9 protein-coding genes are annotated in these 12,895 nt (G+C 53.5%); 1 reads left to right on the top strand and 8 read right to left on the bottom strand.

All coding sequences use genetic code 11. From position 1 onward, the window contains the following. Positions 1-219: 219 nt before the first annotated feature. The 5 genes from SH528x_RS34900 to SH528x_RS34880 all read right to left on the bottom strand — a co-directional run bounded on the left by SH528x_RS34900 (position 220) and on the right by SH528x_RS34880 (position 6,853). Entirely contained in the window at positions 220-1,659 is a 1,440-nt protein-coding gene (locus SH528x_RS34900) for an esterase/lipase family protein (RefSeq protein WP_442508030.1), read from the bottom strand. A 206-nt stretch (positions 1,660-1,865) separates the two neighbouring features. After that, positions 1,866-2,870: a DUF547 domain-containing protein gene (locus tag SH528x_RS34895; RefSeq protein WP_442508029.1), complete on the bottom strand. Its 1,005-nt coding sequence runs from the start codon at positions 2,868-2,870 to the stop codon at positions 1,866-1,868. Between the two features lie 160 nt (positions 2,871-3,030). Beyond that, the gene (locus tag SH528x_RS34890) at positions 3,031-3,471 is read right to left on the bottom strand and encodes a zf-HC2 domain-containing protein (protein WP_442508028.1); all 441 of its coding nucleotides are present in this window, start codon (positions 3,469-3,471) and stop codon (positions 3,031-3,033) included. Between the two features lie 985 nt (positions 3,472-4,456). Continuing rightward, complete coding sequence (locus tag SH528x_RS34885; protein WP_442508027.1) at positions 4,457-5,023, bottom strand: thioredoxin family protein; 567 nt, start codon at positions 5,021-5,023, stop codon at positions 4,457-4,459. A 126-nt stretch (positions 5,024-5,149) separates the two neighbouring features. Continuing rightward, positions 5,150-6,853, bottom strand: a complete 1,704-nt coding sequence (locus SH528x_RS34880; RefSeq protein ID WP_442508026.1) for a SulP family inorganic anion transporter — start codon at positions 6,851-6,853, stop codon at positions 5,150-5,152. Positions 6,854-7,270: 417 nt separating this feature from the next. Between SH528x_RS34880 and SH528x_RS34875 the strand changes: the two genes are divergently transcribed. Beyond that, the gene (locus SH528x_RS34875) at positions 7,271-7,552 is read left to right on the top strand and encodes a hypothetical protein (protein WP_442508025.1); all 282 of its coding nucleotides are present in this window, start codon (positions 7,271-7,273) and stop codon (positions 7,550-7,552) included. A 99-nt stretch (positions 7,553-7,651) separates the two neighbouring features. Here SH528x_RS34875 and SH528x_RS34870 read toward each other — a convergent pair whose 3' ends face one another. From SH528x_RS34870 to SH528x_RS34860, 3 genes are all read right to left on the bottom strand, one after another. Then, the gene (locus SH528x_RS34870) at positions 7,652-8,764 is read right to left on the bottom strand and encodes a hypothetical protein (protein ID WP_442508024.1); all 1,113 of its coding nucleotides are present in this window, start codon (positions 8,762-8,764) and stop codon (positions 7,652-7,654) included. Positions 8,765-8,894: 130 nt separating this feature from the next. Continuing rightward, the gene (locus SH528x_RS34865; protein WP_442508023.1) at positions 8,895-11,840 is read right to left on the bottom strand and encodes a protein kinase domain-containing protein; all 2,946 of its coding nucleotides are present in this window, start codon (positions 11,838-11,840) and stop codon (positions 8,895-8,897) included. A gap of 21 nt (positions 11,841-11,861) precedes the next feature. After that, entirely contained in the window at positions 11,862-12,476 is a 615-nt protein-coding gene (locus SH528x_RS34860) for a sigma-70 family RNA polymerase sigma factor (protein ID WP_442512233.1), read from the bottom strand. Positions 12,477-12,895: the final 419 nt, after the last annotated feature.

Below are 12,895 nucleotides of genomic sequence, written 5' to 3'. Positions count from 1 at the left end.
CGAGAAGAGTCAAGTTCGATCTGACGCGGTGAGTCGCCCGACCGCAGCGATGAAATGCGTTGAGTGCACTAAGCAGGTCAATAGGAGTCATTCCACAAAAGGATCTGAGCCGACGGCGCTAGCCGCGGGCATGTTTCCTGCAATATTGAGGGGCCCGCGGCTAGCGCCGTCGGCTCACAAAAGGATCGATGTTTCACCGGTATATACCGAACATACTGCTTAGTGCCGTCGGCCTTGCAGCAACAGGGCGAGGACGTTGTCGGTGAAGACAGGATCGGCGGTCAATTTGCGATGACTGGTGTGCAGAAACATCACACTGGTCCAGTGGATCGGTGAGTTGGGTTGCGTCGAAGCAAGTTGGACCGGCTGCTCGCTCATCACTGCGCTATGCCGCGTTGTTGTGTCATCGCCCGGACTCGATCCGGCGACTTTGATTTTTCCAGTGCGTGTGTCGACCGACATCTGCGAAGGTGTCTCGATGGCGTCACCAGCATACAGGTGCAACGTGACTCCCGGCGGAGGATCCGCGGGGACGTCCAGTGCTTGATGCAGTTGTTTGGCTTTCAGCAAGCATTTGCTTTGATGATCCAGGGCAATGCACTGACGTTCTTCGCGAGAAGCTGCTTGCGGCAACAATTCTTGTAAAACATCATCTTGATCCGGGGCGGCCAGTCCCCATTTTAGCTGTTGCCACAATTTAGGATCGTAAAAGTCAAAAGCAATTTCGGGATGATTGGCATCCACCAGCGTTTGATGGCGTGGCCGCGGTAACATCTGGTACAGCGATGGCATCGTGCCGAGTGCTGCTGGCGGATAATAGGGAAGGAATCGTGACAATTGATGTCCATTGACAAGGTCTCGCAGCGCAAAAGCGGATCCGGCATTGGGGGTGCCAACAAACACCAGTCGCTGGACACTGTCGGCACCTGCCCAATCCAGCGTCGGCAAGGAACCGTCATCCGGTAACGGCTTTGAGCCGTAGCGAAGGTAGTAACGCGTTAGCAATCCACCAAGCGAATGAGCAACAATATCGAACTTGATGTCGGCGTCGGTAATGCCATACCGACTCGCATATTCGTCGCGAATGTACTCGCGTTTTTCAGCAATGAATTGATCCAACAACGCGGCATTTTCGGCAACGTCACGCCGCCAATCATAGTCGAACTGGAAACATGTGAAGTGATCGTCGCCGTAAACAACCCCTTCGGGACTGGGGTGATCGGGGTCGCGGTATCCTCCTACCCCAAGCGTTTGCAGAATCTGTTGATACGCTTGCAATTCGACTGGCACACCAAAGATCTTTAGTTCCAAATAGGCGAGCGTGCCGTCACTGCGAACGCTGTCTTTTAACTCCGACAACGGGACACCTTGCTGCATCGGTATCGCGACCGACGCGAGGTCGTCGGCCTGTTGTCGACGAAAATGAATGCGATCGTATTTCCCCCATACCGTATGGCCCGTTTCATCATCGACCAAACGTGAGCCAAGCACACCGGGGATCACGATCACTGGGTTGCGCTTGTAGTCAGGAAGTTTCGCCAGCGGGCTGTAGATAGCATTGAGCGTAGAGTGCGGCTTTCGTAACGCACATCCAGGCACAATTAAAACGAGGACCCAAGCGAGTCGAATCGTCCAGTGTTGGTAATGTGAAAGTTTCATGCGGGGCATCCATGACCGTAAATAAGTGCATCCTTTCCAGCCTTACGTGTGCAGCTTCTTCGCAATGGCGATTCGAGGGCATGTTCCGCCCAAGCATTCCATTTTTGGCCAAGCGTTCCATTTTGGAACGTCCGCGTCTGTGAGATTTAGCACCAATCCCACGACAACGACTTTTTAGCCGAACAAAGGCGGGCTACCCACAAGTTTCACAATCCACTGGTGGGAGAATCGCACGCAGTTTCCGACGTGGCGGGTTTGTCGCCGGAAAATAACATGGACTTTAGAGGCCTGAGTTTTGGAGAGATGATTGAGTATGCACGATAAGGAATCGCGGAGATTCGGACGCCCGCAGTCGGGCATTGAGCGTTGAGCGACCAGTCGTAACCGAGATATTTGAACCTCCAATCGTGGTGTTGAGTTAGCCATTGTTGATCACGCACCGGTAGATACGGAAAAACGGTGGTGACAACTTCATGATCGGTTTGCCCAAAATCATCGCGGTACCAATCTAAAATGGGAGACATGTGAACGGTTCGCATGGCCCGTGAAACATGGAACCTTGAGTAGCTTGAGAAGAACTCGCGAGCATTGTCATCGAGTTGCCAATGGAGTTTTTCAGCGTTGTAAGCTCGGTTTCTCAGTCGCGGGCATCCACGCGCCGCGCATACCAAGGCAAAGTGAATACGAGGATCCTTCATTGGCCGCAAAACGTCGTTTTCAATGCCGTTAAGCGACAAATAGCTTTCTCCATCCCAAAGTTTGAGGTCATCAAAAATTGCGAAACTTGTTCGTTTTCCGTCAATGCGTTGAATGCTAGCGACTGGATACTCTTGCAAGATGCCCCAGATGGTCATCGCGTTGTAGGCATTGATGTAGTAGGCCATTTTGGCTTCGTGTCGAGCTGGCAACGCTGGATCGACCTGAGTAAGGCTCTGCAGATAAGATTCCAGTTTTCGGACGTCGCTGTTGTATTGTTGCCACTGGCTATAGCACACCATTCCGTTGGCATCGACGTAGCGGCCAAGCAAGAAATCGAAGGATTCGTGCGAGACTTCGTCAAACGAAATCTGGGATGGCGATATGAATCCGGGCCCGCCAAATCGCAGCGGACTCTGGCCATCGGCTTGAGGGCTGAGCATTAGCGAGATCGCACCAGCAAGGATCAGCCATCCGTATCGTTGAACCGTTCGTGCGAATTGAAATGGCGACATGAAATATTCCTTTATTTCAGTTGAAATCTTCGTTGTTGATGGGGGTAATGGATGGCTAAGAAGCTATGTGCATTCGCCCCTCCATTTGATCGGAATATGAGACGATTTTCAGCGTGAGCGAACTTACATAACAACGCGGATGGGTGTCCCGGATGCTTTGTTAGCCGCCGAAGTGCTGAGATGCAATCACTTCAAAAGTGCGATGGGCTCGTTTCGGAATTGGCGTCTGGGCGACGGAAGCGGGCGGATTCTGCCTTGTTTGTAGTTTCTCGGAACACGCCGAGCATTGTTCCAGATGCAGGGCGAACGAAGACATCATGTCCACATTCAGTTCACCCATCACATATTGCTGCAAACTTGTTTGGACTTCGTTACAGGTGACGCCTGCGAAATCGAATTCCGCGGGCGAATTCGATTTGCTGCCGATCCAAACTGTCAATCCAAGCACGAGGGCAAACAGAATTGGTGTTCCCCTACGAAGTGCCGTTTTGCGTTGGCGAATCATGCGTTGACGGCGAGCCAATTGGGAAAGCGTGCCCGGTTGGCAATCAGACCAAATGTCAGAGTTTGCGGCGAGGCTGAAATTGTCTTGGCGGTTCATAACACCGTTACTCCATGAAAGAGACCAGGGGATCAAAGGCACACATCGCTGCTATCGTGCTCCTGCCCTGGCTCACTGTCTGTGCTGCATTTCACACAGACTAAATCCTTGCGACAGTTTGTTGCGTCCGATTTGCCTCGCGAGATGAAGTAACCGGCAACAGCGATTCGCCTCATCTAGTTTCGTCGACGGTGCAGTGATCGGTGAAACCAGTGGCGTCGCGAATGTGAATTCGAGCAACCTGACGAGCATGTTCCTATACGGTTCACGGTGTACCCGTGATAACTCGACGAATAGAACGCGGGGGCTGCATGGTGACTAACTGAGGATGCTCCGGCGCAACCAGGACCACTGCAACCCGAGCCCGTCGCTATCGGTGCCGCCGATACACCCGCGGGATAGCCAGAGTCGACAACGGAATGAGCAGGGGAAGCTGGCAAGGGAGCGGCGGGCATCGCACCCACGGAAGACGAGGGCGATGCATATCCACCGCGAGTGCCACTTTGAGCTTCAACGCTCGAAGCCGAGAAACAAACGGTTGCCGCAGTTACCAACGCAAAAGCCACACTTCGCTTCAATACAGATTTCATTCTTGAACCACTTCACATCAGAGGGTCGAACTGCAAATCGCGTCGATGCGTTTTGCAGTTTCAGGAAAAGGCATTCGCGAAACAAATCGCGAAACATTGCTGAGCATTTTCCTTGGGGAGGGCTCGGCAGGCGGTGAGACAGTTCACAGTTCTTGAAAAGATGGCGAAGAAATGCTCGTTGGGCAAAATGCGGGGACTGGCTCCCTTTCCCCAGGAAATCACCCAGCGCCGTGAACGATTTTCTAGTAGCTACCTTCACCAGAAGGTGGTGATTCGCATTTGCGCGTCAACAATCCACGCTCTGGCGAGCGTAGCTACGAAACGCAAATACTGTGATCCGTAGCCAAAAAACGTTCACGGCGTTAGGGAATCACCCGTGAGAATCAATTGCAGATTCACAGTCGCGGATTGACACTGCGAGAGATCTGCGGCGTCGACGGGATCGACGCGCGAAGGGTGTGCATTGTTTGCAACACTTTCTCGGGGCCAACATAACCATCCATACGAGCCACCAAGCGGCGATCGGGAGTGAAGATCAGCGTTGCGGGATAGCCGCTGACTTGCATTGATTCGATCAATTCACGATGTCGATTGTCGGTTAGTTTTAGCGGAACATACTCCGTTGCAATCGTCCTCGCCACAGTTGGGTTCCGCCAGACATCGCGATCCATCTTTTTGCAATAGTGACACCAAGAGGCGCCCACCGATACGATGATCATTCGTCCCGATTGGTTTGCCCACTGGACCGCTTGCTCGGGCGAGTGTGTCCACGAAATATTCTGGGCGGATGCGGATTGGGCGGATGCGGACTGAAACTGGCAGGCAAAAACGACCAGCAGCACGATGGAAGTCTTCAGCTTGTCCATATGGCTCATACGGATTCCTTTGGCGATCTCTTCTTGTTGTTCAGGACGGGCGAAGACTTGATCCAAGTCAAAACGAAGGATCGCCCGGTTATGCAAGAAGAGAATCGTCCAAAGGACAAGTCGAGTCAGTATGTTGGCTCACAAGACCAACCAGAATAATTGAGGTTTTCACCTGTCAGCGGGTTATGGTGAATTTAGGGCACGAAACGGTCAGTCGACCGCCTACACTTCGATTGTCGAGCGATCCTGCTTGCGTGCCGCATGGTCATGTTCGGCAAGCGGACGATGGTTTTCCAAGCCCACTAGGGTTAGTTCTAGCCCATGTTGCTGGAAGTCACTTTGAAGTTCGTGCAGTTTGTCCATCACGCTATGGTCGACCAATCGCGTTTTCGAAAAGTCGATGGTCACGCTTTTGCGTTCCATCAAGCCAAGCGTTTCGATTTGACGACGCAGGGGAATCCAGTTGCTAAACACAGCCGAGTCACGTGCTTGGATTTCGATTTGGTGTTCGTCCGTGGAGACTACGTCAAAGCTGCGACGAAATATCGATGAGGGAGGTGCACCATTGAGCAAGTGGATGACAATCTTGGTTGCAATTCCAATTGCGATTCCGATCAACAGGTCGGTTGCCAATGTCGCAACTAAGGTCACAACGAAGATGACAAGTTGTTCACGACCGGTTCGCCACACATTCATGAATTCCATTGGATGTGCCAAACGTGATCCGGTGTAAATCAGCATCGCGGCAAGAGCCGCTAACGGAATTCGGTGAATAAACATTGGGATAAACGCGACACATACCAAAAGGAAAACCCCGTGCCACAGATCCGCGAATCGCGTTTTAGCACCATTGTCGATATTGGCACGGCTACGCACGATCTCGGAAATCATTGGCAGGCCACCGACGCTTGCTACGGCGACATTTGCCACACCGACGGCGATGATGTCGCGATTCATACTCGATTTGCGTTTGTAGGGATCGATGAAATCAATCGCCTTGGCACTTAACAGTGATTCCAGGCTTCCGATCAGAAAGCACATCAAAATCCACTTGTAGGCAACCGGTTGCTTCAGAGCCGAAAAGTCGGGATAGGTGACTTCTTGGAACATTCCGAAAATACGATCAGGCATCGAGACCAGAAAGCTTTCGCCGACCTCGAACTCTTGTCCTTGAAATTGATAGGTGTGATCATGAGTCAGGTCGAAATACAATCCCATTGGAATCGCGATCAACAACACCACAACGGGTGACGGTACTTTTTTCAGGAATGAGAGTTGTTTGCCAATCATTGGCCAAACGAACATCGCCAAGATGCTGAGCGTTCCGATCAGTGCAATCTCGGGGTTCGCATGACGCACGATGTTGGGGATTTCCCGGAGTAGTTCCAAGGCACCTCCGTTGATAGTGACACCCATCGCAACAGGGATTTGTTTGGCAATGATAATCACACCGATCGCTGCTAACATTCCGTGAACGGCGGCGACAGGAAAGAACTCTGTCAAGATCCCGCCCTTGAACATTCCAAAAAGGACTTGGAGTACGGACGCTACGACGATAACGGCTAACGTCATTCGATAGGCGGATGCGTCGACCTCGGACCAGCCTCCGTTCATTCCGTCACCGCCAAATGCGGTGATGCAGCCAAGGGCGATGACAATCATTCCCGCCGCGGGGCCTTTGATAGTCATTTCCGAGTTGCTGATGAACGTGGTGACCAAAGCCCCCACGATCGCGGTGAAGATACCTGCAATCGGAGGGAAACCGCTTGCCAACGAAATTCCTAAACACAGTGGAAGTGCGATCAGGAAAACAAGAAAACCAGAGATGAAGTCCTGCAGAAAGTATTTCTTGAAACCGGCAAGATCGCCGACTGGCTTTTCGTCTTGATCCACGACGTTGGTCGCGGATGTTTCGGTGTGGTTCACAGGATGGCCTTTTGGAAATGAGCGGTGTGTTGCAGTTGTTTGCTGATACTTGGCAGACCGCGTTCCAATGGCGAAGGTCGTCAGAAAAACGATGGGGGTGAAAATGAAAAATGCAGCAATTTGCCGAGGTTTCACGCTGGAAATAGTTAGGGAAAGTGCAACAGGTGGCTCGGAGATAACTCCATTTTCAGCTCGCAAACGCGAGGAAGTGCAGTAACGTGCATGGGTTCTGCAATCGTTTGCACTATCCGGCGATGGGTGGATGAATCGTCATGAGAGTCCAACGTTGGCTTCGGCGGACTGCAGAACTTGGCACTGACTGCAACTTATTGCTTCACATGAACGCGACGTTGAGGCAACAACGCGTGAAAACGTTGAGCGTTGCGGGATGCGACGAATTGGCACATCACGTGCATCGTGAACCGATTCAACGAGTTCTCGGACGGACTCGGATTTGTGCTTTCGCCACCTTACGCATTGAAAAAGGACACCGCTAATATGTTTCGTTCCTCACTCGCATTGTCATTACTCACCGCAATGTTTGCAGCTGATGTCACGCCCGTTTCTGCGACGACACCATCGCGATCGAATTCAAGTCCCATGCAAGCACAGAATGTGCCAGTGGAAGAACCGAGTGAAGATCAGCGGATCGTCACAGAAGCTCGACGAAGTCTCGGTGGCGAGCTTCGTAATTTGTAGCGAAGAAGGAAAGTGAATCAGGCGTTCACTGACGGTTTTAGTCCACGAGGAATTTGATCACTGGGCAATTTGATCACTGGGAAATCGCCCCAGTCATGCTTATTCGGTTCGCTGGTTGTCAACCAAGAGCCACGTCCATTGTAAGAGCTTGGTTCGCTTGTGGGCTAAGTGCTGAAAACTTAGGGACGCACACACCACTGTCAGAAACAGTCCGTTCTGATAAGAGATGGGGCTCTCGGAGTCCGATTCTGGTTTGCTTGCGTCGGCAGTTGTCATCGCGATCGGTGGCGACGGCAATTCCGTACCTGCGGATTGGCCATCATCGTTGGGGTGATTCAGATTGATCACCTCAGCGGAGCTGTCCAGTACCATTTGCCCCGCAAATATTACGGAATGCAAAAGAGTTACCATCGGCAACGATCCGAGACGCAGGGGAGTGACGGTTTTTCGCTGCGACACTTCCTGCGTGTTGGTTTGCGAAATAGGTTCCTGTGATGCGAGTGTGGTTCGTACGATCGTGGTTGGAATGGAATCCGAGGTGCGGTGGGTGAATGCGTTTGTTGCCGAGACTCGGACGCGGTTATCGATCCCGCTTGGTTTCAGCATCGACATCGCCATAAACGAGTCGCGAGCGGCATGGTTGGATAACGGCTCTGACGCAAGCGATGCGACCGATGTTTCCGTGCGTGATGCCGATGGGGCGAAATAGTGGAAATGATCGGCGTAGACCCCACGATCATTGGTAGTTGAAGTGGTCGGCGAATCAAACAGCGGCATCCCCGCAGTCGGCGAAGGAATCACCAGCGTTATCATCGCCGATGCCGATGCCGATGTATTGTTGGCGTTTGAGTGATTCGCATTACTGCTTGGCACTAGGGGAAGAAGTGGGAGTTCTGCGTCCGTGTGAGTCGATTCCGCAGCGTCGACTCCGCCTGTTTCCGCTAACTCATCTACTGAGACCACTAACGAGTCCTTGTCGTCTTCGCTCAGATCGGTTTTGTCCGTTTGTTCGCCTGTGCGAGTCTCGTCTTGATCCCAATCCTCGAGTGCTTGGTCGTGTGTTTTTGCAACTTCTTCGCTGACGTCTTCGTCAGACTGCAAATCAGAGGCCTGCTGCGTCAGGGGGCGTTGTGAAACTGTTTGGGGACTGACAATCGACATTTGACGCACGAACGCCGGCGCGGCAACCTGCATGGGGTCGGACAGTGGCATTATTGGATTTGTGTCAGATTCACCCGCACCGATCATTTCGGCGCCCGCCAATAACGTACGCGCCTCCAGACGCTCGATTCCTCGAAGAAATAAGCGTTGGCGCGTCGCGGCGATCCCTCCTCGTTTTGTATTATGCCGAGCCATTTATCACCCCTTTCTTTCCGTTTGCCGAATCCGCTTGATCGCGGGGGCCTTCCATTGGTTGGCTAGGGAGCTGCCATTGATCACCAGCCCTCGATTTGGTGTCCAGACCGGTTGTCCCAGATTGATCCTGGATCTGATGCAGGATTTGGTCTAATTGTTCGCGGTGGTTTTCCAAACATTCTCGGTATGTCGCATTGTAGGGAGCCTTTCGCACCGCAAGCGATTGAAACTCCATTGCCTCGGTTAAATGCTGAACTGCATTTTCCATTTCACCCTGGTGTTGATCGATGACACTGCGATTGTGCAGGACGCCTGCCAGGCGGCTAAGCGTATCGGCAGCGGTGGTTTCCGCTGCCAGATTTCGCCGTAGGATTGATTCGGCCTTGACAAATTGCTGCTTCGCCAATTCATTGGGGTGTTGATTCCAAAGCAATTGCCCCAAATTGTTGTGGGCGACTGCCAATTGTTGTTGGGCTGCGGCGGTGGTACCGAACCGGGCAGTTTCGCTTTCCAACGTGGTGATCGACGCACGCACCAGTTCAATCGCTTGCGTGATGTCACCTCGTTGGCCCCACAATGTTGCCAAATTATTACGTGCGATCGCCAACTGGCATTGCGGCGAAGGTTGTCCCGCGGCGAGCCGAGCATCCGTGTTAGATGCTTCGCCATTGCTAGGAGGCAAATCCCACGATTCAAGTTCGCTGATATTTGCTCGCAGCAAAGTTTCGGCTTGATCCGGATCGCTGTCCAGCAGCACCGCCACGCGAGCATTCCGGCATTCAAATAACTGCTGGCGGACGCCGCGATCCTGGCCGTGACGAAGCGAGACATCCTCGAGTTGCTGTTGGAGATCGACTAGCAGTCGGTCGGCTTGTTCCGCCTCGCCGCAGATCCACAACAAAGCACCCAAGTTGGTTTGGGTGGTGGCCCATTGGCGAATCAAGCGAGGCTGATTCTTGTCGTTAGCCAATTGCTTCTCAAATACCTTTGCAGCGTTTTGATAGCCCTCTAAGGCTTCGGTGTAGCGTCCTTGGTCCTTTCGTAGGGCCGCAAGATTATGAAAGCAGAGTGCCAAGTCGGCTTGGTCCAACTCGGTGCTCTGTTCTTTGTTTTCCAGCAACGTAAAATCAGTGATCGCTTGTTGGTAATGTTGTTCCGCGTCCTCGAACTTACCCAGTCGCGTTTGGAGTGTCCCGAGCCGATACCGCACTCTGGCCAGTTCGGATTGCATGTGCGTGTTTTGTTTGGCGTAACGCAGGAAGTCGAGATAATACCGCTCGGCTTCGTGCAGCATATCGGCGCGCAACTGATCGGTGCCGGGAATCTCGGCAAGCTGTTGTGAGATCATGCCGCTGAAGCGATCGACCGCATGATGAGCTTGGTCTAGGTGCAGTTGAGCCCTCGCTGTGGCTTGATCCTTCAGCTTGCTTTGTTGTGAAACAAGCAACATTCCCACTGACATGGCAATCGCGAGAGTCAGTGAAATTGCTAACGCGGAACAAACCAGGCCTTGTCGACGCAGTGCCCATTTGAATGCCCGATCGACAAGCGTGGGACGCCGCGCCAAAGTGGGACGGCCGTCCAGAAAACGACGTAAATCTTCGGCCAATTCACCAGCGGTGGCGTAACGCTCGTCTTTCGATTTTGCGATCGCTTTGCAAACAATCGTTTCCAGGTCGACGGAGATGGCGGGGTTTAGTCGACGCAGCGAAGGCGGGTCCTGCGACTCGATTGCGCTGAGTAATTGTTCGCGGTTAGATGCCGCAAAGGCGGGCTCAAGCGTCAGCAATTCATACAGCGTGATGCCCAGCGAATAGATGTCGGTACGGTGATCGACTTCCTGAGACCGTCCGGCGACTTGCTCGGGGCTCATATAGCGAGCGGTGCCGATGATGTTGCCGTGAGCGGTCAAGTTGTTGACACCGCGACATCGCGCCAGCCCAAAGTCGGCGACCCACACCTTGCTGGCCGCATCGACGAGAAGGTTCGATGGTTTGATGTCACGATGCACCACGCCTTGTTGGTGTGCGTAATCCAATGCCTCGGCAACGTCGATGATGATCTGTACCGTCGAGCGAACGAAATCACGATTGCGAACCGTTTCCGTCGGGTTGATCACGGTGCTAGCGAACGTGCCACGCGATGGTTGAACGGGTATTTGCGAGGTTCCGTTGGGACGTGCTTTGGATAACACTTCGCTGCCAGGGGTGTTGGGGGCGGAGGCGTTGGGGGCATTGGAAGTTACGCCAATGGTCGTGTCAAAGGCCACGTCACTCGGGTCGTCTGCCAAGCACGCTTCTTCGGCGTGATGAAGTTGCGACAAGGGACGCAGTTTTTGCTGGTGCCGCATCTCTTTGATGGCTTGTTCGAGCGTTTGTCCATCGATCAGCTGCATGCTGTAGTAATGAACGCCACGCTCGCAGCCAACGGCAAAGACGGGCACGATGTTGGGATGATGCAGCGAGGCTGCCGCCTGGGCTTCATTGCGGAATCGGGTGACTTGCTGTTGATCCAAGACCGCGGCAAAGGGTAGCACTTTCAAGGCAACGCTACGCCGCAGCGACAGTTGCGTTGCCGCATAAACCACCCCCATTCCGCCACGGCCAATCTCACGCTCGATGCGATAGTCGCCAAGCAGCGATTCGGTGCTATTGCCGCGGGAGCCAATTCCTTGGAGTTGGTTGTCGAATTCGACTCGGTCAGGATTTGCCGGTGCTTGCTGGGCAGGGCGACAAAGCAGTCTCAGGCTTTCGAGGTGCCCATGCAGATGCTCGCTGAGTTCGGGATGTTGCTGCAGCAATCGTTCCGCCGAAGCTTCGTCACCCGCCTCGAGTGAACATGCGTATTGGTCCAACAGTTCGGCCAGCCGTGTTTGCAGGCCGGTCGGTAGATGTTGCCAAGAGGGCAGGGCAGGGTGCGTTGCAACGTGCATGTTTGGTTCACTCGATCAACGTTAGTTCATGGTCTCGCGGAGACGTTCAATGGCCCGCATCCAAAGCATGCGGGCCGCTCCGGGGGTTCGCTTCATTCGCTCGGCGACGTCGCTAAACGGCAGTCCCTCGACGTGCCTGAGTACAATCACTTCTCGATATTCGGCAGGCAGGTTGGCGATCGCGTTGGCCATTTCCACTAGTGCTTCCTGATGATCCGCTTCGGACGCAGGCGATCGGGCATGATCCGAAAGCATCGATTCAATTCGCAGGTGGGACCGGGTCAAGGCGTCATCGGCGTTCTCCAGTGATCGTTCCTGGCGAACGTCCCGTTTCGCCGCCAACAGGTGCGTCTCGACCGTGCGGGCGAGATTATTGATCAGTATCTTTCGTAACCAGCCGGTGAATTCGGCCATCGTACTACCGGAAAATTTCTCAAAATCACGGTGCGCCTCCAGCATGGTTTCTTGAACCACGTCGGACGAACTGACGCGTCGTCGGACCCGCGCATCGAGCTGGGCCTGAGTAATCACCTCCATGTAATTGCCGTATTTTGATAGCAACGCTCCTACGCTCGCAGCATCGCCTGCCCGAGCGAGTCGGAGTAGTTCGGACGAGGATAGTTCCGTGGGGTTGATGGCGCTGTGTCCTCTAGATGTCCTGGCCGGTTTGGCAACAGGTTGTCACGCGAAAACCTATAAATATTATTGGGGGGGAGGGTGGTTCCAGGCAAGACACCACAAATGAATCACGCGTTCGCACTTTTGGGACAGCGGCAAAAGCGATCGGGCGGGAGAGAAAATGCCCGAAAAAGAAAGCGGCCCGCCTTGGACATGCCTGGCGAGCGACGCGGGGGGAAAGCGGAGCGGCGTGAGGCCGCCCGGTCGTAGCGAATGAAACGTTCGAAATTTACCGGGCGGCTGAATGTGTTAGCCGCTTTGGCAAACGCTGTGAAGCATTTTTTGGTAGCTACCTTCGCCAGAAGGTGGCAATTCGATTTGGACGCCAACAATCCACGCTCTGGCGAGCGTAGCTACGAAACGCAAATGCCGTAATC

The sequence above is a fragment of the Novipirellula methanifontis genome (assembly GCF_052161655.1).
GTDB lineage: Bacteria > Planctomycetota > Planctomycetia > Pirellulales > Pirellulaceae > Novipirellula.
Note: the sequence above shows the minus strand (reverse complement) of the source record. Positions and strands in the feature narration are given on the sequence as shown.